Here is a 22,631-nt window from a genome sequence, read left to right on the forward strand (position 1 = left end):
AAACAACTATCGTTTTTTATAAGTGGTAAAGCGAAATGTTAAGCCGCTTTTTTCGCAAGTTTGTGTATCGCTTTGATCGACCTTGATAAATTCATTGCCAATCACAGGATAAAACGCATCGCCATCGATGATGATATCAACTTCGGTGATCTCAAGGTGATCAGCCATCGCAAGCGACTGCGCATAAATCTCACCACCGCCGATGATATAGATGGCAGATTGTCCGCGCGCTTTGGCATCGGCACAAGCTTTATTGATCGCATCATCTAGGCTGTGCGACACTGTCACGCCATCGTAGTGAAAATTCGTATCGCGTGTGATCACATGATGGCTGCGATTGGGCAATAGACGACCTAATGATTCTAAGGTCTTTCGCCCCATGACGATCACACCGCCTGTGGTGATATTTTTAAAATGTGCCAAATCTGCAGGAATGTGCCACAGCAGCTGATTGTCCTTGCCGATACAGCGGTTGGTACTGATGGCGACCACTTGCGCGATTTCGATGTGATCAGCGGCTGATGTCTGAGTGTTGTTTGTCATTTATACCGCCACTTCTGCTTTGATCGCTGGGTGCGATTGATAATTTTCAATCATAATATCTTCAAATGTAAATTCAAAAATATCGCGCACATCAGGGTTGAGCTTCAGAGTGCAAAGCGGCAGCGGCTCGCGGCTTAGCTGTATCTTGGCTTGTTCAAAATGATTGCTGTACAGATGCGTATCACCGCCCGTCCATACAAACTCACCCACACCAAGATCACATACTTGCGCGATCATGTGGGTCAATAGCGCATAGCTTGCGATATTAAAAGGCACGCCCAAGAACACATCGGCGCTGCGCTGATACAGCTGACAGGATAGCTTGCCATCCATGACGAAAAACTGAAACAGCGTATGGCAAGGCGGCAGGGCGACAGCACCCGCTTCAGAGGGATTCCAGCCGCTGACGATCAGGCGGCGCGAGTTTGGGTTGGTCTTGATTTCATTGATCAGCCATGTGATCTGATCAAAGCCATCATTGCGATAATGACCATCATTATCTTTGGTCGCGCCAAAATTACGCCACTGATGACCATAGACAGGGCCAAGATCACCTGCCGATCGCCCAAAGCGCGCGGTCTGCTCAGCAGTCGCCCATTCATCCCAAATGGTTACGCCGCGCTCTTGCAGATAGGCGACATCGGTATCGCCTTTTAAGAACCAAAGCAGCTCGTGGATAATGGATTTCATGTGGACTTTTTTGGTGGTCAATAACGGAAAGCCTTGTGATAAATCAAAGCGCATCTGATGACCAAAGACCGAACGGGTACCAGTACCAGTGCGGTCACCTTTATCACCACCTGTTTGTAAAATGCGTGTCAGCAGCTCGTGATATTGTTTCATTAGGCTTTTTTCCAATCATAAATATTCTTTTGATATGCTATCACCATTAAGATAATGCCAATAATGATCATTGGTAAACTGTACAATTGACCCTTACTCATCCAACCAAAAATCAGCTCATAGCCGACATCAGGCTGACGGAAAAACTCGGTGCTAAAGCGGCTGATGCCATAGCCCAATAGGAACAGCGCAGAGACAGCATAGCGTGGGCGCGGCTTGGCAGAGAACCACCACAGCAGGATAAATAGCAGCACGCCTTCGGTGGCAGCTTGGTACAGCTGCGATGGGTGGCGTGGCAGTAGCATATAGCCGCCGATGTTGCTGGCGATGCTTTGTAGGCTTGGGTCCAGCTGTAGCAGTTCAAAATCGGCATTTGCCGCTTGGGGAAAATACATCAAATGCGACAAATCCGAGCTTGAGACGCGACCCCACAGCTCGCCATTGATGAAGTTGCCCATACGACCGAACAGCAAGCCTGTCGGCACACACGGCGCGATAAAATCCAGCACAGTAAATGGCGCGGTCTTATATTTGCGCGCAAAATACCACATGGCAAGCAGTACACCAATAAAGCCACCATGAAAACTCATGCCGCCTTCCCAGACGCGGAACAGATACATCGGATCGGCGAGTAATTCGCTAAAATTATACAGCAGCACATAGCCGATGCGACCACCCAAAATCACCCCAACTGAGCCGAAAAATACCAAATCAGACACCATCTCGGTGGTGAAATCATCACGCGACTTGGCGCGCATCCATGCCAAAAAATACGCCATACCAAAGGCAAGCAGATACATCAAGCCATACCAATGCAGCTCAATCACGCCCAAATCTAGGGCGACAGGGTTAAATTGTGGGTGTACGATAGCCATGTTATTCTCTTTTTTTATTCAATTAAATACCGACTATTATAGCCGATTTTGACCGATTTTAACATCAATCAATTGCGCGCGTATCATTTGCATGGATTATCAGGGTAAAGTGGGCGGATTTTAACCATTAATGATTTGGCACAAATACACACATTGCGATTAAAAATTTGCTAAAATACCCACCTTTGACCCTAATTTTATCCAAGTTACAAACACCCAATGCGACTAAAATCCCTAAAACTAGCCGGCTTTAAATCTTTTGCCAATCCAACCACTTTTACTTTCAAGCATGACATCACCGCCATCGTCGGGCCTAATGGCTGTGGCAAATCCAATGTCATTGATGCCATCCGCTGGGTGCTGGGTGAGACTTCTGCCAAGCAGCTGCGCGGTGGAGCGATGAGTGATGTCATCTTTGCTGGTGTGGAAGGGCGCGCCGCCAAAAGCCTTGCCAGTGTGGAGCTGATATTTGAGCATACCCAAGATGAGACGCATGGCATCCGCCATGAGCTAAACCTGTACCAAGAGCTGAGCCTGCGCCGCCAAGTCACCAAAGATGGCAAATCGGATTATTTCATCAATGGTCAGCGAGTGCGTCGCCGTGATGTGGTGGATGTGTTTTTGGGTACGGGTCTGGGCGCGCGCAGCTATGCGGTGATTGAGCAGGGAATGATTGGGCGCATCGTAGAATCCAGCCCCATGCAGCTGCGTGAGTTCATCGAAGAAGGTGCGGGCGTCTCTCGCTATCAAGTACGCAGAGCCGATACCGAAAAAAAACTTGCCGAGACGCGCGATAATCTTGAACGCCTATCCGATCTTCAAGGTGAACTAAAAAAACAACAAAAAACTTTGATCCGCCAAGCCGAATCTGCCAAGCAATATGAAGTGCTCAATGATAAGCTTAATCAGCTACATTGGAATGATTTAATGCGTCGCTTGTTCGAGTCGTGGCAGTATCATGAGCTGAAAAAAGGCGAGCATGGCAAATCCGCCGAAAAGCTTGCCGAGCTTGAACAAAATGTCACCAAAGTCCGCCGTGAACTCGATGAGCTGTCGGCGCGTGTCGCGGAAGCGCAGTGGATGAAAGACGATGCACGTGATAAATTTCACAACGCGCAGATGGCAGAACAGACCGCGCAGCACAATTTTTATACCGTCAATAGTCAGCTTGCACAAAATGATGAGAAAATCGCACGGCTGACAGCGCAGCATCAAGAAGCGCTTGCCAATATCGAGCACGCCACCGCCGAGCTTGCCGAGATTGACAGCCAGCTTGCTACCATCACACCTGACACGATGGCACTAGAGCAGGCACTCACTGATGCCAAACAGGTGCTTGCCGATGCTCAAGATGCATGGCAAAAACAGCGTGATGAGCTATCCGCCATCACCCAAGATAAGAATAATTTGGACAATCGCAAAAAACTTGCCGAATCACAAATCGCTCGCCTAAAAGATGCTCAAAGCAAATGGCAAAAACGCAGCGATGCACTCGATGCGGAGCAGGCAGGCTTTGTTGATGCCCAGCAAGACCAAGCCGAGCAAAAAACTTATCAAGAGCAGATTGCCAATCTTAAACTTAAGCTTGATAATCTATCAGATCATGATGAGCTCAAATCTCGCTATGATACACTCAGTGAGACTGTCAAGACGCTACAAGCAAGCACCCAATCCCAAGAAAAACGCCATGCCGTCCTGATGGGTGAGTATGATATTTTGCACAAGCTTGTACATACGCCAATCGCTCAACAATATAGCACATCGAGTGATGATCAAGCGGATTTGCAAGCTTTGCCAAGCCTTGAGCATGGTTTGATGCCGAGCAGTACGGGGCATCAATATGCCAAAGTACTGGATCAGTTTTTGGGATTTTGGCTGGATGCCAAAGTGACTGCTCAGCTTAATATGGCGACCGCCTTGACCACACCTACCAAAGATGGTGTGAATTTATTATTAAAATCTGGTAAAAAAAGCGATACTGCCATCACGACAAGCGCCATCGCAGCTAGTGATGCCATTGCCAAGTTGCCCAAGCAGATTGGTGAGCAGCTGATTCGCTTGGATCAGTTATTTAGCACACCGACTTTGGAGATTTTTGGGCGCACCTTTTTATATACGGGCGATGATTCGCTTGATGAGATGGATACAAGCGCATTGATTGGCGTGATGATTTTGACCAAGACAGGCTGGCTGATTGGCAGTTTTGGCATGGTGCATATCAGCCGTTTTGGTGAGACAGGCAGTCAATTTCTTGCCCAAAAACAAGCACATATCGAGCGATTGGCTGTGCTAGAAGAAGAGTTGAACACCCTAGAAGATGCACTGAGTGCCGACCAAAAACAGCTGAAAAATCAGCTGAATCTACTTGAGCAAACCAAAGTTGAGCTTGAAGAAGTCATCGCCCAAAAAACCGCCACCACCGCACAGCTGCACAGTGCCGAAAAAGCACTGACAGCACTCACTGCCAAGCTGGATGCGGATAAAATCCGCCGTGACAACCATGCCAAAAACCGTCAAGCGCTCGATGAAGAAAAACAAGACCGCCAAAAAGAGCTTGATGAGTTGACCGTACAGCTTGATGAATATCATACAAAGCTTGGCGAGTTTGCCCCACGCTTTGAGATGGCGAATCAAGCGATGACCGTGCTGACGGCTCGCATTGATGAAGCTAATGGACTGGTTAAGACCAAAAATGAGACCTATCAAGCCATGCAGCTCAAATTTGGCACGCTAAGCCAAAGCAAAACCCACGCCGAACGCCTGCTTGATATGGCAAAAAACAGCGCCACGCAGACAATAGCAGACATCGAAGTTACCAAAAAACACCAAGAAACCCTACAAGAAAAATTACCAAAGCTTGAAGAAATATTCAAAGCTGCCAAGATGAGCAGTCATGAACTCAAAATCTCAAGCGATGAATATGAAGCGGCTGCCAAAGCACTGCAAATCGCCCAAACCAAGCTACAAGATGAGCTGACTGAAGCACACGGCAAATTTGCCACCGCCCAAGCACAGTCTGCCCAAATCAGTGCTGATGCGGCAGTGGGTGAGAGTCGGATGCAGGATTTGGGCGATGAGCTGTTGCGATTTGATGAGACGTTTAATCTGCCTGCGACCTTGGCAGAGTTTAGAGCCAACCCTAATCAGCAGTTCATTGACCATAGCCAAAAGCGAGAGGATATCAAAGCGCAAATCGCCAAACTCGGTGCGGTGAACTTAGCTGCTGCTGCTGAGCTTGCCGAGATTGAGGCGCGTGTATCGCCGATGGATGAGCAAATCCAAGACATCACCGATAGCATGAAAAAGCTTGAAGATGCCATCAAAGCGATTGATGAGAAGACCAAATCGCTGTTTTTGACGGCACTCAATGCGGTGAACAAAGAGCTTAATGCCTTATTTTCTAAGGTGTTTGGCGGTGGTCAAGCAAGCCTTAGCCTAATGGAAGATGAGAGCCTATCCAAGGCGGATAAATGGCGGGCGGGGCTTGTGCTAATGGCACAGCCAAAAGGCAAGAAAAACTCACGCCTAGCGGTACTGTCTGGCGGTGAGAAGACCTTGACAGCGCTTAGTCTAATCTTTGCGATTTTTAAACAGCATCCAGCACCGTTTTGTGTGCTTGATGAAGTGGATGCACCGCTTGATGATGCCAATGTCGGACGCTTTACGGGGCTGATTCATGAGCTGGCTGATGATGTGCAGTTTATCTTTATTAGTCATAATAAGCTTGCCATGCAAATTGCCGATGAGCTCAAGGGCATCACCATGCCGACAGCAGGGATTTCGAGTCTTGTGACGGTCAATCTAGAAGAGGCGGAGCAGTATTTGGAGCCGAATGTCTAACTAAGTCTAGGCATTTCTAGGTATTGATGATGCTTTGTGCTACAATAATGGTATCCATAATAGAGATATGTTCATGATGATTGATTTTGCAACTTTGCCAATCACAGTGCAAGAGCAGATTGTTAATCTGCAAGAACCTGTCAGTATTTTAAAAGATGGGCAGGTGGTGGCTGTGCTTAGCCCAAAATCTTTTGATGCCAAGTTTGATTTTGCAAGAATTCAAGAATCGGTTGCAAGTGGGCAGGTTGCTGTACCAAAATCAACAACAGCGGATATTGATGCCTTTGACCGCTGGCTTGCTGATGTTGCCGTATAAAGTTATCTCGTTATTTATAAAGCATTCAAGTTACCACCTTTACCCCATTATTTACAAATCCAAGAAGACTTGTAGAATGGCAATTGTGATGACAAATTTTCTTGGCTTTTTGTGGGATTTTTGCTATAATAATGCGTCCATTTTTATAAATGGGCGTATTTTTTTAATTTAACTTTACACTACACACACGAGATTTACCCAAGCATCTGCTTGCGGTGTGTTGAATATCGGGGTGTCTATGAGCTTGAATAATTTGACCCGATGGTTAGATGCGTGCTGATGGATTCGGTATTTTTGATTTCGTGGAGGCGTAACCCAAACTTTTTAGGAACTCTTATGTCAGACAAGAACCCAACTCAAATCTCAATGCGTGACTTGCTAGAAGCAGGTGCTCACTTCGGTCACCAAACTCGTTTTTGGAACCCAAAAATGAGCCAATACATCTTTGGTGCTCGTAACCGCATTCACATCATCAACCTTGAGCACACTGTTAAGCAGTTCAACGAAGCGCTAACTTTCGTGAACAAGCAAGCTGCTGCACGCAACAAGATTTTGTTCGTTGGTACTAAGCGCGCTGCATCTGCAGTGATCCGTGAGCAAGCGACTCGTGCAGGCATGCCGTATGTTGATCATCGTTGGTTGGGCGGTATGCTTACCAACTGGAAAACACTTCGCCAGTCAATCACTCGCCTAAAAGAGCTTGAAAAGCAAGCTGAAGACGGTACTTTTGCTAAGCTTACTAAGCGTGAAGCACTTGAGCGTACTCGCCAAATGGAAAAACTAGAGCGCGCTCTAGGTGGTATCAAAGACATGGGCGGTCTTCCAGACGCGCTATTTGTTGTCGATGTTGACCACGAAGCGATCGCGATCAAAGAAGCGAAAAACCTTGGTATTCCTGTTATCGGTATCGTTGATACCAACTCAAACCCAGACAATGTTGATTATGTCATCGCAGCAAACGACGACGCAATCCGCGCTGTAAGCCTATATGTAACTGCTATGGCTGATGCAATCATCGCTGGTAAAGAGTACGCAAAAACTCAAGGCGGCGCACAAGAGCAAGCGGTAGAAGCAGCTGCTGAATAAGTTTTTATCATTCATTGAATGGTCATAAAACTGTGCTATGATGGTTTATGTTTGGGTCGTGCTTTATGATTTGACATAAGCCATCATTCAAATAAATTTTAAAAAAATTCAAAGGTAATCCAAATGACTCAAGTTTCTGCAAAGCTTGTAAAAGAGCTGCGTGACCGTACTGGTCTTGGTATGATGGAGTGCAAAAAAGCACTAGAAGAAGCAAACGGCGACATCGAGCTTGCGATTGACAACCTACGCAAATCAGGTCAAGCAAAAGCTGCTAAGAAAGCTGGTAACATCGCTGCTGACGGTGCAATCATCATCGCTCAAGGCGAAGGCAAAGCACTGCTTCTAGAAGTAAACTGCCAAACTGACTTCGTTGCTAAAGACGAAAACTTCACTGTATTTGCAAACAAAGTCGCTGAGCTTGCTTTGGCAAATAACACCACTGATGTGGCTGCAATCTCTGCACTACCATATGGCGACGGCGCAACTGTAGAAGAAGCGCGTATCGCATTGGTACAAAAAATCGGTGAAAACATCCAAGTTCGCCGTGCAGAAGTCATTGAAGGTGCGAACCTTGCTGCATACCGCCACGGTCTGCGTATCGGTGTTGTCGTATCACTAGAAGGCGGCAACGAAGAAGTGGGTAAAGCAGTTGCAATGCAAGTTGCAGCATTCAACCCGCTGGCAGTAAACGAAGCTGATGTACCTGCTGACATCCTAGCACGCGAAAAAGACATCATCGAAGCCAAAGCTAAAGAATCTGGCAAGCCAGAAGCTGTGGTTGAGAAGATGATCACTGGCGGCCTACAAAAGTACCTAAACGAAGTGACTTTGGTTAACCAACCATATGTCATGGACAACGAAAAGAAAGTTGGCGATGTACTTAAAGCTGAAGGCGCAACCGTACTAAGCTTCAAGCGTCTTGAAGTGGGCGAAGGCATCGAGAAGAAGCAAGAAGACTTCGCTGCTGAAGTTGCTGCCGCTCAAGCTGCTGCAAAAGCTTAATAGTATAATTATTGATTTTTCATACAATCAAGTTAAGCTTGCTTAAAGATTGATGAATTAATAATTATCAAAAAATAAAAACCGTTATTGATTGAGCCGTGTTGGCTTGATGAATGGCGGTTTTATTTTTTGGGCAATGTTGGCAAAAATTTAGGGAAAATAAGCAAATTGTAAATTGTAAAAAAACCACTGACAGAGTACAATAGACAAAGTTTGGCTAAAAATTATTAAGGAATTGCGATGTCATCGTTCGACCCACAAGCATTCATCGAAGTTGCGTTAAAAAATGGCGTGCTAAAATTTGGCGAATTCACCCTAAAATCAGGCCGTGTCAGCCCCTATTTTTTCAATGCAGGGCTGCTTTCGACTGGTGAATTATTAAGTGTGCTTGCCACAGGTTATGCCGATACGTTGGCTGCCAATGCTGATCGTGATGATTTGGTGATTTTTGGTGCAGCGTATAAAGGCATCCCATTTGTGGCAGCGACTGCGCAAGCCCTGTGGACACAGCACAATATCAATGCTAATTGGGGCTATAACCGCAAAGAAGCCAAAGATCATGGTGAAGGCGGTATGCTCGTTGGTGCAGATTTATCAGGCAAAAAAGTATGGGTGATTGACGATGTGATGACCGCAGGCACGGCGATGCGTGAAGTGGTAGGTATCCTAGATAATGCAGGTGCAAGTGTCGCTGGCATCATCGTTGCACTTGACCGCAAAGAAAAAGGCCAAGGCGACAAATCCGCTATCCAAGAGCTTGCCGATACCCTTGGCGTGCCTGTGCTTGCCTTGGTGACGATGGATGATATCACCGATTATGTCGCCAAAAACGGTACTGAACAAGAGCTTGCCGCGATGAAAGCATATCGCGCGCAGTACGGCATTTGTGAATAATAACCGCATCAAATATTGCGTCAATAAAACAACAAAAACAATAGGTAAGGCTATGAAAAAACTCAACTTTTTGATTGTCATGGATGAGATCAGCAAGATCAATTATAAAAAAGACACATCACTTGCGATGGCGTGGGCAATCAGTGAGCGCGGTCATGGCTTAAGCTATTGTAAAATCGATGATCTATGGCTAGATCAAGGTGTGCTAAAAATTGACGCGCAGCCATTGTCGGTATTTCGCAATCCTGATCATTTTTATGAGCTTGGCGATGTGGCGACGGTGGCTGCGACCGAGTTTGATGTAATTTTGATGCGTAAGGATCCGCCATTTGATATGAATTTCTTGTATGCTTTGCATTTATTGGACTATGCCAAGCGTGCAGGCGTGTGGGTGGTCAACGATCCCTTGTCGGTCAAGGACTGCAACGAAAAGCTATTCGCCACGCAGTTCAGCGACTTGATGAGTCCGACGATTGTCACCAATAAACAAGCGCATATCCGCGAATTTATCAAGACGCATGGCGATGTGATTGTCAAGCCGCTGGATGGTATGGGTGGCATGGGGATTTTTCGCTTGACCGCAGACAGCCCAAATATTGGCTCGACACTTGAGATGCTGACACAGCTTGGCACAACGCCAATCATGGCACAAAAATTCATCCCTGCCATTACAGAAGGCGATAAGCGCGTGCTAATCGTGGGTGGTAAGCCTGTCGATTATTGCTTGGCGCGCATTCCAAGCACGGGTGAGACGCGCGGGAATTTGGCGGCGGGCGGTCGTGGTGTTGCCATGCCGTTATCTGAGCGTGAAAGACAGCTTGCTGAGACGATTGTACCGATTTTACTGGAAAAAGGCTTATATTTTGTCGGTTTGGATGTTATTGGCGGCTTAATTACCGAGATCAATGTCACAAGCCCAACTTGCGTGCGCGAGATTGATGATCAATGTGGCACGCAGATTGCGGTGGATTTTATTGAATTTATCGAAAATAACATCACGACCAAAGCGGCGTAAATGCTGCCCGATGACACTTGCCAACAATTTTTATTGACAAAAATCTAAACAAATTGTGCTTGAGTTTGGCAAAGAAGTCATTGAAAATAGATGTTTTTTTAGACAGTTAGACAGCTGGAATGGTTATGACAAAACAACTTAATGTCCTTATGATGGCGGCAGGTACAGGCGGTCATGTGTTTCCTGCCTTGGCGGTAGCCGATGAGCTGGCACGCCGTGGTGCGACGATTCACTGGCTTGGCACGCCAACTGGCATGGAAAATGATCTGGTGGCAAAGCATGGCTATCAGATGCACCACATCGAGATGCAAGGACTGCGCGGCAAGGGCTTGGCGCGCATGGTGAAATTACCATTTATGCTGTTTAAAGCAGTGATGCAAGCGCGCAAAATCATTCAAGAATATAACATCGATGTCGCGGTGGGTTTTGGTGGCTATGTCACCGCGCCAGGTGGTCTTGCGGCAAAATTATCAAAAAAACCGCTGATCATCCATGAACAAAATGCCATCGTCGGCATGAGTAATAAAAACCTTGCGCGTCATGCTGATAAGGTGCTGCAAGCGTTCGATGGTGCGTTTGGGGCAGAATTTGCCAATAAGCTATTGACTGTCGGCAACCCTGTGCGCGATGCCATTGCCCAAATCGCACCACCTGATGTGCGCTATGTCGATGGCGATGAGTCACCGCTGAAAGTCTTGGTGGTGGGTGGTTCACTGGGCGCGATGGCGATTAATCAAGCCATCGTTGAGATGCTTGATAAGATCAATCACCCAATCAGCCTACGCCATCAATGCGGCAAGGACAATCACGAGCAGATGCTGGTGGCGTATTCACAAGCTGACATTGACCCGAATAAACACATCGTTGAACTAAAGCCATTTATCGATGATATGGCGGCAGCTTATGCGTGGGCGGATGTCATCGTCTGCCGTGCAGGTGCGCTGACGGTGACCGAGATTCAGACTGCGGGAGTGGCGGCGATTTTTGTGCCATTACCACACGCGGTCGATGACCACCAAACTGCCAATGCCAAGGTATTGGTCGATGCAGGCGCAGCAATCTTAATGCCGCAATCGACACTCAGCGGTGAGCTATTAGCCCAGACTTTAGATGGATTGGATCGCAATAAATGCAAGCAAATGGCACAAATCGCGCGTACACAAGCCAATGCAGATGTTGCGCAGAATATTGCTGATTTGATCGAACAATCGGTTCGTTGATTGTTAAAAAGTTTTAATAATCAAATGATATTTATTAAGTAATTAAACTTATTGTCAAACCCCAAGGAAACATCATGTCCACCAAAAAAACCTTACCAAAACGCCTGATTGAAATCCCAGAAATGCGCCGCATTGAGACCATTCACTTTGTCGGTATCGGTGGTGCAGGGATGTGTGGTATCGCTGAAGTGCTTGCCAATCAGGGCTATAAGGTGACGGGTTCGGACATTAAGGCAAGCGTGGTGACTGAGCGTTTGGTGAGCCTTGGGGTGATTGTCTATATCGGACATAACGCCAGTAACATCGAGCAGGCGGATGTGGTCGTGGTGTCATCGGCGATTGACAAGACTAATCCAGAGATTCAAGCGGCATTGGCGGCGCGTCTGCCTGTGGTACGCCGTGCCGATATGCTGGGTGAGTTGATGCGTTATCGCCACAGTATCGCGGTCGCTGGCGCGCATGGCAAGACCACGACCACCAGTATGCTGACGATGATGCTGACCGAAGCAGGTCTTGATCCGACTTATGTGATCGGTGGTAAGCTGAATGCATCGGGCAAAAATGCTGCCCTTGGTCAGTCTCGTTATTTGGTGGCTGAAGCGGATGAGTCGGATGCGTCATTCTTATCATTGCGTCCAATGGCGGCGATCGTCACCAACATCGACGAAGACCACATGGATACTTATGAAGGCAGCTTTGAAAAACTTAAGCAAGCCTATATTCAGTTTTTACAAAATATGCCGTTTTATGGCTTGGCAGCGATTTGTGGTGATGATGAAGTGCTGTTTGGTATGATTGATGCCATTGCTCGTCCTGTGCTGACTTTCGGTCTAAAAGAGCATAACGATGTGCGCGCTGTCGATTTGTCAGTCGAAGGTACAAAGATGCACTTTACCGTCCTGCGTAAAGATCGTGAGCCACTTAGCTTGACTTTGAATATCCCTGGTGAGCATAATGTTTATAATGCTTTGGCTGCCATCACTTTGGCGACCGATGAAGGGGTGGATGATGATGCGATCATTCGCGCGCTAGAGAAATTCGCTGGTGTGGGTCGCCGCTTTGAAAAACAAGCGCAGGTCAGCATCGATGGCGGCGATGTGCTATTGATTGATGACTATGGACACCATCCAACAGAAGTAGCAGCGACGATTAAGGCGGCGCGCCAAAGCTATCCAGATCGCCGCTTGGTGATGATGTTCCAGCCGCATCGCTACAGCCGTACGCGCGATTGCTTTGATGACTTTGTCGCGGTGCTGTCAGGTGTCGATGAGCTACTACTCTTGGATGTGTATTCAGCAGGCGAAGAGCCGATCGTTGGTGCTGATTCTAAGGCATTGGCGCGCAGTATTCGCCATCGTGGTCAAGTGGAGCCGACTTTGGTGGATAAGGCGGAGTTGTCTGCGACCATGCAGCGCGTGCTAAAAGCCAATGATTTATTGATCACTCAAGGCGCGGGTAATGTCGGTCAGATCTGCCTAGAGCTTCGCGATAATAATTTATATCTATAAATCTTGATAAATTTAAAATTCATTAATTGAGAGCATAACATGAGCATTGATGTAAAACAATTTGGCAAGGTAGCGGTCGTTTGTGGCGGTTTTAGCAGTGAGCGCGAAGTCTCGCTCAATAGTGGCAAGGCTGTTTTAGCGGCACTACTTGCCAAGGGTGTGGATGCGCATCATTTTGACCCACAAGAAACCGACATCTCAAAGCTGCGTGAATATGACCGTGTGTTCAATGTGCTACATGGCACCTTTGGCGAAGATGGTAGCCTACAAGGCGTGCTGGATGGTTTTAATATTCCTTATACGGGCTGTGGCGTGTTGGCGTCTGCCATTGCGATGGATAAGTTTCGCTGCCGCTTGATCTGGCAAGGTTTTAATCTACCGAATGTGCCATATGTGGTGCTAGACGATGACAGTGATTTTGATGCGGTGGAGCGTGAATTCGGCTTACCATTGTTTGTTAAGCCTGCTGCAGAAGGCTCAAGCGTGGGCGTGGTGATGGTCGAAGAAGCAGGCGGTCTTGCTAAGGTCTATCCGACGCTCAAGCAGTATCATGGCGCGATCTTGGCCGAACCTGCGATCACAGGTGGTGAGTATGCGTGCTCGCTATTGGGCGATGAAGCTTTGCCAAGTATTCGCATCATTCCGACAGGTAAGTTTTATGACTATGAAGCCAAATACCTGCGCAATGACACCACTTATCAATGCCCATCAGATCTGACCGCTGAGCAAGAGCGCGAGATGCAAGACATTGCCAAGCGTGCCTTTGCTGCCATCGGCGGTCGTGGCTGGTCGCGTGTGGATTTCCTAAAAAGTGATGATGGCAAGCTGTATTTATTGGAGCTGAACACCGTACCAGGTATGACTGATCACAGCCTTGTGCCAATGGCAGCAAAAGCGCGCGGTATTGATTTTGAAAGCTTGTGCGTTGAGATTTTGGCACAGACTTTATAATCTAAAATTTTAATCAGTTTATAGATTATTATTAATAAAACCCATCATTGTGCAGCGATGATGGGTTTTTTGTGCAAAATGGGCAATTAAAATGTAACTTGATGTAAAATCTAGATTTATTTGATGAATTTTTTGCCTTTATCGCTTTTACTTATAAGCAAAATTGGGTATCATATGCTAATTTTCCCTAAGAATTTTGTTGCCTGACTGTGGCGCGCCATTCGCAGCAACTATAATGTAGTTAAGCTTAAATTTCATGATCGATTTTCCTACAAAAACAGCACAAATCAAAGCTTGGCAATGGCAAGTTTTCGCTGTATTTTGTACTGCAGCGGTGGTTGCGGCATTGATCTATTTGGCAACCACCGCCAAGCCGAATTATATCCGTGTCAATCCTGAAGGCTTGAGCGCATCTGAAGTGGCGTCACTACAGGCGCAAGTCGATCAGTTGGGTGCGGTGCGATTTTTTGGTGCGAATTTATCCAGTATTCACCAAGCGGTCAGTCAGCTGTCTTGGATCGATAGCGCAAGCGTCTATCGCGACTGGAATCAAGGCATCATGGTCAGTGCCAAGCCGCGCATCGCAGTAGCGAACTTCGGCAGTGAGCAGATGCTCGATGGCAATGGCGTGGTGTTCACCCCTGCCGATCCTAAGGTGGTGATGAATAAAGATCTTGCCAATCTGTACAGCCGTCCGAGCGAAGCGCCTGATGTGATCAAAAAAATGCGCCGTATCAATCTGTGGTTTGCGCCGCTTGGACTGCACGCGGTGGATTTGATTTTGACGCCGCGTCAGACTTGGGTCGTGGTTTTTGATAATGGGATGCGTGTCGTGGTCGATCATGATAATGCCGAACAAAAAATCTACAACTTATCTGTGCAGCTTGCGACGAATTTAAAAGATGAGATTGGTAAAATCGCATCGGTGGATCTGCGTTACAAGAACGGCTTTAGCGTTGCTTATCGTCATCGCGGTTAAGTGCAGCGATTGGTTTATAAGAGTGATGCCAATTTGTGTGAATTTTTAAACATTTTATGCGATTATATTTGAGAAACGAATAACTATGTCAAACTTGCAAGCGGTCATACACATCAGCTCATCTGCTGTATGCACCGTGATTGGTCAAATCGAGCATACCAGTGATGGCAATCGCCCAAAGATCATGGCGGTGGGGCTTGCGCATACGGATGCCTTTAGCCAAGGTCAAATCGTCCATCGAGAACATCTGCGCCAAGCGGTGCATAAGTCGCTACAAGAAGCGATGGATATGTCAGGCACAAAGATTTATACGCCGATTGTATCATATGCCACGCCGCTGATGGTGGCAGAAAATGATATGCGCCAAATCACCATCGAGCACAGTGAAGGCATTATCCACGCCCAAGATCTGTACCGCGCCCAAGCTGAAGTCAAGCAAGCGCTTCATGAACAAGATCGAGCCATGCTCCAAAGCTGTCAGCAGATGGTCTGCCTTGAAAATGATGAGCAGGTACTTGATCCGATCGGTCTGCGCTCAAAGCACATCCGAGTATTTAGCCATGTGATGAGCGTGCCGACGACCGCACAGCAGCAGATCATGGATCTATTGATTGGTAATGACATCGAAGATGCGATCACGGTATTTGATGGTGTGGCGGGTACGCATTATACCTTAACCGAGAACGAAAAGCGCCAAGGCGTGTGCTATATCGACATCGGCGCGACCATGACTAAGGTGTGCGTATATCACGAAGGTCTATTGGTGTTCAGTGACTGTATCGCGGTCGGTGGTCAGTCGGTGGATTTGGACATTGCCAAAGAATGTGGTGTCGCACTTGGTGATGCTGACAGCTTCAAGCGTCAAGAAGGAACGCTCAATAGCGAACGCCACAGCCCTGGTTCTCATGTGATTTATAAAAAAGGCAGTAAGCACGAAAAAACCATGCTGCGCCGTGAGTTAAACCAAGTCATCGAAGCGCGCTATTATGCGATCTTTAGCGAAGTGTTCGACCGTGTGACCAAGGCAGGATTGTTCCATCTGATCGATGCAGGCGTGGTACTGGCAGGCGGCGCGACGCAGATGGATGGCTTGACTGGATTTTTGCGCGCACAGTTTGGTGTGCTTGCGCGTCGTGTTACTGCACCGACCAATATTGCCTTTGACCCAAATCATCTGAGTGATGATATTATTCAGTTGATTAAGAAGCACTTGGCGGATAATACCATGCATTCAGCGATTGGTTTGTTGATGTTCAGCGGTAGTGATCAGTTCGCGCGCGATCAGCAAATTGATTTGGTGGTTGATGATGCACCGCCGATTTGGGAGTCTTGGCTGAAGACTTGTAAGCGATGGCTTGCGGTGTTAAAAAAATTTTCTTAATTAAATTGCCAAATTGTCTATCAAATGCGATAATTGTCGTATGAGAATATGTCAGGCGGTTATTGATTGATTAGCTTGTATAAATATTGTACACCAAGGCTGGTGACAATGGGCAAGATGGTCAAAGTGGCGCAAAACTTTGTTTTTATAATCAGATTTATCAAATATCGGAGTAGCTTATGAAATTTGGAATGGCAGATGAGTTTCAGCCAGACTTGGGCAATGGTCAAGCACGCATCATCGTATTCGGTGTTGGCGGTGGCGGTGGTAACGCCGTTGAGCACATGGTTAATCAAAATGTCAAAGGCATCACCTTTGTGTGTGCCAACACTGATTTACAGGCATTGAATGCATTATCAGCACCAAACAAAATCCAAATCGGTGCAGAATTGACTGGCGGCTTGGGCGCGGGTGCTGATCCTGAAGTGGGTCGCAGTTCTGCTGAGAGCAATGAAGATGAAATCCGCTCAATGCTACAAGGTTACAACATGGTATTCATCACCGCAGGTATGGGCGGTGGTACAGGTACAGGTGCAGCACCAGTGGTTGCGCGTATTGCCAAAGAAATGGGCATCTTGACCGTCGCTGTCGTGACCACGCCATTTACTTTTGAAGGTAAGCGCCGTGCAGCAGCAGCAAAGAGTGGTATTGATGCTTTGTCTCAATATGTTGATTCGATCATTACCATCCCTAATGACAAGCTGACTCAAGCTTTCCGCAATCTATCAATGCGTGACGCATTCAAAAAAGCAGACGATGTCTTGCTATACGCGGTAAATGGTTTGACAGAAACCATCATCAACCCAGGTTTGATTAACATCGACTTTAATGATGTTAAGACAGCGATGACTGCTAAGGGTCATGCGATGATGGGTATTGGTCGTGCTAGCGGTAACGATCGTGCTGCTGAAGCGATGGAAAAAGCCATCCGCTCTCCACTACTTGACGATCTAAACCTACGCAATGCACAGGGCTTGATCATCAACATCATCGGTAATGGTGTCAGCATGGATGAAGTGATGGCGATCGTTGCCAAAGGTGAAGAGATGATGGCGGACGATGCGCATGTCTTCTATGGTTATGTGGACGATCCAGAGATGGAAGATGAAATCCATGTGACTGTGGTGGCGACTGGCTTGACTGTCAATGCGCGCCCAGCAGCGGCGCAGCCTGCAGCACAAGCTCAGCAAGCACAGCAGCTTGCCAGCCACACCAGCGCATTGGCACAACAAGCTGCCGCGCCAGAACAAGCGCGTCCAGGTGCACCAAAGCCAATCAGCGTCGGTAGCTACCTACAGCAACAACAGCAATTGAAAAACAACTGATTTTTCAAAGAAAAACAGGGCTCTACCAACAAGGTGGGGCTTTGTTTTTTGATGGGATAAATGCAGCTATGCAAAAATACGATTTACACGCGCACAGTACTTGTTCTGATGGTACAAATACGCCCACTGAACTTTTGCATAAGGTCAAGGCAGCAGGCATTGATGTCTTTGCATTGACTGATCATGACACCGTTGCAGGGCTAGATGAAGCACGCACGGCGGCTGATGCATTGGGCGTGCGCTTGATTCATGGTGTTGAGATCAGTTGTGCGCACAGTCTAAGCGGTGGTTATGGCATTCATCGCGAAATTGATAAGGTGATCCATGTCGTGGCACTGGACTTTGATGATACCAATAAAATGCACACGGCATTACAAGCACTACAAGACAGCCGTCATACGCGTGGTGCACAGATGGTGGCAAAGCTTGCTGCACTACTGAGCCATGATGATACTGATACATCGGCATTACAAGACAAGCTGTGGCAAGCGGTGCTAGAAAAGGCAGGGGGTAATGCGCGAGCAGTTGGGCGTGCGCACATCGGTCAGGTGCTGTATGAGCTTGGCTTTGTGCCGAGCGTGCAAGCGGCATTTGATAAATATTTGGCAGATAATAAGCCTGCCTATGTCGCGATCGAGACCATCAGTATGGCAGATACCATCAAGCTGATCCATGACTGCGGCGGACTTGCGGTGTTGGCACATCCGACGCGCTATAAGCTATCATCGACACGCACCCAAAGGCTGATCAGTGATTTTGCGCTGCTTGGTGGCGATGCTTGCGAGCTGCCAAATAACGAGCCACTCAGCACAATTGATATGGTATCACGCGCCATTGCCAAGCATGATCTTTTGGTCTCGGTGGGTAGTGATTTTCACGGTAGTAATATGCCGTGGCGCAAGCTTGGGGCGACCAGTAGCTTGCGCAGTGGACAGGTGGGTGTTTGGTCAAGATTTCGTGAGTAGTTTAAAAGCGGTTTTGACTTTACCAAGTTATGATTATTTTACCAACTTGACCAATAAGACATTTAACCATTTAACCAGTTAATAAGTTTAAAAAAATCGCCACAGCATCAAACCGTGGCGATTTTTCTTTGGATTTAACCAGTCAATTTCACTGATCAATACTGCGGATGTACCGTACCCATGCGCTGAGTGATTGGTGTGGATTGACCAAGTAGCACGCTGTAGATGGTGGCGTTTTCCATCACATGCTTGACATAGGTGCGTGTCTCAGCGTATGGAATGGCTTCGACATATTGATCGGCGCTGATACTGCCATGCTTTGGCAGCCATTTGCGCGCTGCACCAGGTCCTGCGTTATAGCCAGCGGTGGCGACAGCGATTTGACCGCCTGCTTTATTGGCAAGGTCGTTCAAGAACCAAGTACCATAGCGGATATTGGTATCAGGATCGCTCATGCTGCCTGCGCTTTCGCCCATGCCACGAGCGATTTGGTTGGCTGTACCAGGGATGATCTGCATGAGACCACCCGCACCTGCACCTGACTGTGCCGATGGCTGAAAGCGACTTTCTTGGCGCATGATGCCGTACGCCCATGCAGGATCGATACCGACAGTGCGACTGTGGCGGATGGTGCTGTCATAATACGGCATAGGATGCGATAGGGCGGCGTTACGCAGATTATCCGTGGTCTCGATGGCTTGGATGCTGCGATGATAGTAGCCTAAGTTATGCGCCTTGGCCGCTGCCGCTAAAATCAGTGCCGTATCGCCTGATTCGCGCGCCTTACGCACTGCCCAGTTCCATTCGCGGTTGATATGCTCAAGGCTCGCGTTATTTTGCATCAGTAGGTACGCGCGTGCAAAGTAATCGTTATTCATCACGCGTTCGGCGTCTTTTGGTGTGACGGTTGGTAGTACATTACCGCCGATGTCAGATAGGGTGAGTTTTTTGCCCAAACGGTCTTTGGCAAGTAAGCCATAATAATCAATGCCGCTTGATAAATTGCCATAAATGCGCTTGGCATCAGCAGATTTGCCCGTTTGTTCATAGGCGCGTGCTAGCCAATATTGCCACACGCGCTCTTGCTGATTGACCGCACTCATTGTGCCGATGGCGTTGATGACATCTTGCCATTGGCTAAAATAAATCGCCGCCTGTGCGTAGTCTTCTGCTTCTTCAAAGTTAAACGGCTCGCCTAGGCTATTACGAAAATAAGTCACTGCTTCGGCATTGAACCCTTCATCGGTATTGACATTCATGCGTTTGACCGCGATGCTGCGCCATGCATAACGGCGCGCCATCTCAGAGATTAGTGGCTGTGCGCGCTGATTGTCTTGGTTGATATCGTAGTTTAGCTGTGTGGCAGCTTCCCAATGTGACTTAAGCGCAAGCTGACTGATGGCGTAGATGTACAGATATTGATTAGCATCGCTATAAGGTTCTTGTTGGAATCTTGTCAAAAATGCATTGGGATTACTGCGAATCTCATTAATTGTCTGATAACTGATTGGTAGGTTCAGCTGATTAACAAGCGCCATGATGTCGCCTGTTTTATCCAGTGGTGGCTGACGGCTTGATAATTGGCGGCTGTCGATACGCAGCATACGCACCAGTTGTTCGTGCTTGTCGGTGTCGGTGATGCGTGGGTTGCTGCTCATTTCGGTGGCAAGCTTATCACACAGTGATTGTTTGATTTGGGTGTTGAGCCAGACATTGGGTTTTTGGAGTAGGGCGCGTGTCGGATCGCTGCTTTGGTTGAAGCCTAGGGCGATGGCGCAAGCTTCAGACTGGTCAGGATTTTCGATGCTATCAGCGACAGCACGCACTGAGACATAATCGCCTTGACGCGCTTTGGTCTCAGCATAGTCGGCGGCAAGCTTTTCGCTGATGACATTGCTTGGATATTGGCGCACAAAGCCATTGACGGTGTCAGGGCTTTGGTTGGATAGATCGGCGTTCAGTCGCCAGTAGGTCGGATACATACCAAATAAAGTGCCGCGCATACTTTGTTCATAATCATACATGGCGCTGGTGCTGGATTTTTGGCGGTCAGCGTCTAAAAACTGATAAATACTGCCGTCATTGGCATTGCCCTGTGCGCAGGCGACTTGGGTGATCGCGCCGATGGCACATAATAGAGTTGCGCAGTGAAGTCTGGTAATCTTAAAATTTTTCATAACTCATCTAAAAGTCAAAATGATGGATAAAGGTTTGACTAGGGTATCAAATCAAGGTTGCTTGGATGTATAAAAGTTGTAATTTTTAATCAGGGAGCTTTCAATACTTACTGATTTATCTGGAAAAATTTGCAAAGTGGTTTGTTGATGTGAGTGGATCGGCAAATACTTGACACGCTATTTATTTATTTATTTATTATGATGTGACACCACCTGTCAAATTGCTTTGCTAAACTACCTATTCAGACAGTGATTGTACTTGATGAATCAAGTCAATACCGTCTTGTGGGTTTAGCCCCAAGGCTTGGCAATACCACACAAATTCAACAACATCGAGTCTGCGATCACCTTCTTCGATGCGTTGGACGAATGAGTGGGGTCGATCAAGCTTTTGGGCAAGCTCACGCATGGTGAGGCCTAGGCGTAGGCGTTCGCTACGCAGCCAGCTGCGGACGGCGATCATTTCGGGGCTGTAGATACTTTTGGTCATATGTCTATTTACTACATCTTGACCGAATTACTCAAATTGAGTACAATTCGCCTGAATAATGCCGATTATCGCCAAGTCCTATATCGGTCGGTCAGGCGCTGTCTGCTGTGCTATGATAAGGGTGATACTGGGTCTGCCAGTCAATTTAATGAAATCACAAGGAATTTTCTCGTATGAGTGATTCTCCACACGAAAAACTGGCGTATCGGCTATCCGACATGATCACCATGCTTAATGGTGGTGAGACGCTCAATATCGCTGACTTGACCGAAAAATACCAAGTCAGTCGCCGTACCATGCTTCGAGATATCGAAGATCGTCTAGGATTTTTACCACTCCAAAAAACCACCCAAGGTTATAAGCTTGAGCCAAGTTATCTAGGACAGCTTAGTTACAAGGATATACGCACCTTTGCCCAAATCTCAGGCATCTCAGGACTGTATCCTAATCTTGATACGGCATTTTTGCGAGAGATTTTGGATCATCGTGCGAGCCAAGTGTATTCGGTTAAGGGTTACACCTTTGAAGATGCGAAGCAATTTGAGCCGATGATGAGTCAGCTCAAATCCGCCATCAAATCCTGTCGGATGGTGGCGTTCATTTATAAAGATAAATCCCGCCTGGTTGCGCCTTATAAGATCATTCATCATCGCGGCTGCTGGTATTTGGCAGGTGTGCAGGATGGTGAGCTCAAGGCATATCGTATGAGTCGCATCAGTGAGTTTTGCTTTGATGATATGCCAAGCTTTGCCATGGATAAGGCTATCGTTGATCGCATCAACCAAGATGAGAGCATCTGGTACGGTCAGGAAAAGGTGGAAGTGGTGCTCAAAGTCAGTGCCGATGTGGCGTCGCACTTCGTTCAAAGACAACTACTGCCTGAGCAACAACTGATCAAAGAGCTCGATGATGGTGGACTGCTGCTGTCAAGCCATGTGGTGAGTGCCAAGCAAATCCTGCCACTTGTGCGGTACTGGATACCACATCTGAAGATTGTCAGTCCTGAGGGGTGGCAGGCACAGATGGTGGCGGAATTAAGAGAATATTTGGGTGAAGAGTAAGGAGGGGGCTATGCCAAATTTTATGCCAATACCGACTAAATTTGTAAAGTGCCAAAAATGCGGTAAGTCTTTCAGTGTAAAGCAGATGGGTATAATTTCGCCCAAACGCTGCTGGTCATGTTCAAACAAGTGGGAGAAGTTGCGGCATCTTGCGGATTTC

Annotated in this window: 19 protein-coding genes; 14 read left to right on the plus strand and 5 right to left on the minus strand. The window is 47.3% G+C overall.

Annotated elements, in window-relative coordinates; all coding sequences use genetic code 11:
- Positions 1-6 precede the first annotated feature (6 nt).
- The 3 genes from NKU06_RS07610 to lgt are packed head-to-tail and all read right to left on the minus strand — an operon-like array spanning position 7 to position 2,261.
- Positions 7-543: a dihydrofolate reductase gene (locus tag NKU06_RS07610; RefSeq protein ID WP_254729774.1), complete on the minus strand. Its 537-nt coding sequence runs from the start codon at positions 541-543 to the stop codon at positions 7-9.
- Complete coding sequence (locus NKU06_RS07615) at positions 544-1,386, minus strand: thymidylate synthase (RefSeq protein WP_254729777.1); 843 nt, start codon at positions 1,384-1,386, stop codon at positions 544-546.
- Positions 1,386-2,261: a prolipoprotein diacylglyceryl transferase gene (gene lgt / locus NKU06_RS07620; protein WP_253223142.1), complete on the minus strand. Its 876-nt coding sequence runs from the start codon at positions 2,259-2,261 to the stop codon at positions 1,386-1,388. The genes NKU06_RS07615 and lgt overlap by 1 nt, the downstream gene beginning before the upstream one ends.
- A gap of 219 nt (positions 2,262-2,480) precedes the next feature.
- On the opposite strand from lgt, the gene smc reads away from it, so the two are divergent.
- The 13 genes from smc (at position 2,481) to NKU06_RS07685 (ending at position 18,743) form a co-directional block, all read left to right on the plus strand.
- Positions 2,481-6,101 (plus strand): chromosome segregation protein SMC, encoded by a 3,621-nt coding sequence (gene smc / locus NKU06_RS07625; protein WP_254729779.1) that lies wholly within the window; start codon positions 2,481-2,483, stop codon positions 6,099-6,101.
- A 73-nt stretch (positions 6,102-6,174) separates the two neighbouring features.
- Entirely contained in the window at positions 6,175-6,417 is a 243-nt protein-coding gene (locus NKU06_RS07630; protein ID WP_254729781.1) for a hypothetical protein, read from the plus strand.
- Positions 6,418-6,753: 336 nt separating this feature from the next.
- Positions 6,754-7,503, plus strand: coding sequence for a 30S ribosomal protein S2 (gene rpsB, locus NKU06_RS07635; protein WP_253223144.1), 750 nt, complete (start codon positions 6,754-6,756; stop codon positions 7,501-7,503).
- A 123-nt stretch (positions 7,504-7,626) separates the two neighbouring features.
- Positions 7,627-8,505: a translation elongation factor Ts gene (gene tsf, locus NKU06_RS07640; RefSeq protein ID WP_253223145.1), complete on the plus strand. Its 879-nt coding sequence runs from the start codon at positions 7,627-7,629 to the stop codon at positions 8,503-8,505.
- A 240-nt stretch (positions 8,506-8,745) separates the two neighbouring features.
- Complete coding sequence (pyrE, locus tag NKU06_RS07645) at positions 8,746-9,399, plus strand: orotate phosphoribosyltransferase (protein WP_253223146.1); 654 nt, start codon at positions 8,746-8,748, stop codon at positions 9,397-9,399.
- 52 nt (positions 9,400-9,451) lie between these two features.
- On the plus strand, positions 9,452-10,414 hold the full coding sequence (gene gshB, locus NKU06_RS07650) for a glutathione synthase (protein WP_254729783.1): 963 nt from the start codon (positions 9,452-9,454) through the stop codon (positions 10,412-10,414).
- A 125-nt stretch (positions 10,415-10,539) separates the two neighbouring features.
- Positions 10,540-11,634, plus strand: coding sequence for an undecaprenyldiphospho-muramoylpentapeptide beta-N-acetylglucosaminyltransferase (gene murG / locus NKU06_RS07655; RefSeq protein WP_254729784.1), 1,095 nt, complete (start codon positions 10,540-10,542; stop codon positions 11,632-11,634).
- Between the two features lie 74 nt (positions 11,635-11,708).
- Complete coding sequence (gene murC, locus NKU06_RS07660) at positions 11,709-13,142, plus strand: UDP-N-acetylmuramate--L-alanine ligase (RefSeq protein ID WP_371928003.1); 1,434 nt, start codon at positions 11,709-11,711, stop codon at positions 13,140-13,142.
- Between the two features lie 39 nt (positions 13,143-13,181).
- The gene (locus NKU06_RS07665) at positions 13,182-14,093 is read left to right on the plus strand and encodes a D-alanine--D-alanine ligase (protein ID WP_253223149.1); all 912 of its coding nucleotides are present in this window, start codon (positions 13,182-13,184) and stop codon (positions 14,091-14,093) included.
- Positions 14,094-14,349: 256 nt separating this feature from the next.
- On the plus strand, positions 14,350-15,072 hold the full coding sequence (locus NKU06_RS07670) for a cell division protein FtsQ/DivIB (protein ID WP_254729786.1): 723 nt from the start codon (positions 14,350-14,352) through the stop codon (positions 15,070-15,072).
- Positions 15,073-15,157: 85 nt separating this feature from the next.
- Positions 15,158-16,453: a cell division protein FtsA gene (ftsA, locus tag NKU06_RS07675; protein WP_253223151.1), complete on the plus strand. Its 1,296-nt coding sequence runs from the start codon at positions 15,158-15,160 to the stop codon at positions 16,451-16,453.
- 191 nt (positions 16,454-16,644) lie between these two features.
- Positions 16,645-17,778 carry a cell division protein FtsZ gene (ftsZ, locus tag NKU06_RS07680; protein WP_253224658.1) on the plus strand — a complete coding sequence of 378 codons (1,134 nt, stop codon included), beginning with the start codon at positions 16,645-16,647 and terminating at the stop codon, positions 17,776-17,778.
- Between the two features lie 68 nt (positions 17,779-17,846).
- On the plus strand, positions 17,847-18,743 hold the full coding sequence (locus tag NKU06_RS07685; protein WP_254729788.1) for a PHP domain-containing protein: 897 nt from the start codon (positions 17,847-17,849) through the stop codon (positions 18,741-18,743).
- 155 nt (positions 18,744-18,898) lie between these two features.
- On the opposite strand, the gene NKU06_RS07690 is transcribed toward NKU06_RS07685, so the two are convergent.
- Positions 18,899-20,920 carry a lytic transglycosylase domain-containing protein gene (locus NKU06_RS07690; RefSeq protein WP_253223153.1) on the minus strand — a complete coding sequence of 674 codons (2,022 nt, stop codon included), beginning with the start codon at positions 20,918-20,920 and terminating at the stop codon, positions 18,899-18,901.
- Between the two features lie 238 nt (positions 20,921-21,158).
- Positions 21,159-21,410 carry a RodZ family helix-turn-helix domain-containing protein gene (locus NKU06_RS07695; protein WP_253223154.1) on the minus strand — a complete coding sequence of 84 codons (252 nt, stop codon included), beginning with the start codon at positions 21,408-21,410 and terminating at the stop codon, positions 21,159-21,161.
- 173 nt (positions 21,411-21,583) lie between these two features.
- Between NKU06_RS07695 and NKU06_RS07700 the strand changes: the two genes are divergently transcribed.
- The gene (locus NKU06_RS07700; protein ID WP_254729790.1) at positions 21,584-22,471 is read left to right on the plus strand and encodes a YafY family protein; all 888 of its coding nucleotides are present in this window, start codon (positions 21,584-21,586) and stop codon (positions 22,469-22,471) included.
- The last annotated feature ends 160 nt before the right edge of the window (positions 22,472-22,631 follow it).

It is taken from the genome of Moraxella sp. FZLJ2109 (genome assembly GCF_024296965.1).
Lineage (GTDB): Bacteria > Pseudomonadota > Gammaproteobacteria > Pseudomonadales > Moraxellaceae > Moraxella.

Bases quoted from the DNA above. Each gene is read 5' to 3' on its own strand.
- NKU06_RS07610 (WP_254729774.1), bottom strand. From the start codon at position 543: ATGACAAACAACACTCAGACATCAGCCGCTGATCACATCGAAATCGCG.
- NKU06_RS07615 (WP_254729777.1), bottom strand. From the start codon at position 1,386: ATGAAACAATATCACGAGCTGCTGACACGCATTTTACAAACAGGTGGT.
- lgt (WP_253223142.1), bottom strand. From the start codon at position 2,261: ATGGCTATCGTACACCCACAATTTAACCCTGTCGCCCTAGATTTGGGC.
- smc (WP_254729779.1), top strand. From the start codon at position 2,481: ATGCGACTAAAATCCCTAAAACTAGCCGGCTTTAAATCTTTTGCCAAT.
- NKU06_RS07630 (WP_254729781.1), top strand. From the start codon at position 6,175: ATGATGATTGATTTTGCAACTTTGCCAATCACAGTGCAAGAGCAGATT.
- rpsB (WP_253223144.1), top strand. From the start codon at position 6,754: ATGTCAGACAAGAACCCAACTCAAATCTCAATGCGTGACTTGCTAGAA.
- tsf (WP_253223145.1), top strand. From the start codon at position 7,627: ATGACTCAAGTTTCTGCAAAGCTTGTAAAAGAGCTGCGTGACCGTACT.
- pyrE (WP_253223146.1), top strand. From the start codon at position 8,746: ATGTCATCGTTCGACCCACAAGCATTCATCGAAGTTGCGTTAAAAAAT.
- gshB (WP_254729783.1), top strand. From the start codon at position 9,452: ATGAAAAAACTCAACTTTTTGATTGTCATGGATGAGATCAGCAAGATC.
- murG (WP_254729784.1), top strand. From the start codon at position 10,540: ATGACAAAACAACTTAATGTCCTTATGATGGCGGCAGGTACAGGCGGT.
- murC (WP_371928003.1), top strand. From the start codon at position 11,709: ATGTCCACCAAAAAAACCTTACCAAAACGCCTGATTGAAATCCCAGAA.
- NKU06_RS07665 (WP_253223149.1), top strand. From the start codon at position 13,182: ATGAGCATTGATGTAAAACAATTTGGCAAGGTAGCGGTCGTTTGTGGC.
- NKU06_RS07670 (WP_254729786.1), top strand. From the start codon at position 14,350: ATGATCGATTTTCCTACAAAAACAGCACAAATCAAAGCTTGGCAATGG.
- ftsA (WP_253223151.1), top strand. From the start codon at position 15,158: ATGTCAAACTTGCAAGCGGTCATACACATCAGCTCATCTGCTGTATGC.
- ftsZ (WP_253224658.1), top strand. From the start codon at position 16,645: ATGGCAGATGAGTTTCAGCCAGACTTGGGCAATGGTCAAGCACGCATC.
- NKU06_RS07685 (WP_254729788.1), top strand. From the start codon at position 17,847: ATGCAAAAATACGATTTACACGCGCACAGTACTTGTTCTGATGGTACA.
- NKU06_RS07690 (WP_253223153.1), bottom strand. From the start codon at position 20,920: ATGAAAAATTTTAAGATTACCAGACTTCACTGCGCAACTCTATTATGT.
- NKU06_RS07695 (WP_253223154.1), bottom strand. From the start codon at position 21,410: ATGACCAAAAGTATCTACAGCCCCGAAATGATCGCCGTCCGCAGCTGG.
- NKU06_RS07700 (WP_254729790.1), top strand. From the start codon at position 21,584: ATGAGTGATTCTCCACACGAAAAACTGGCGTATCGGCTATCCGACATG.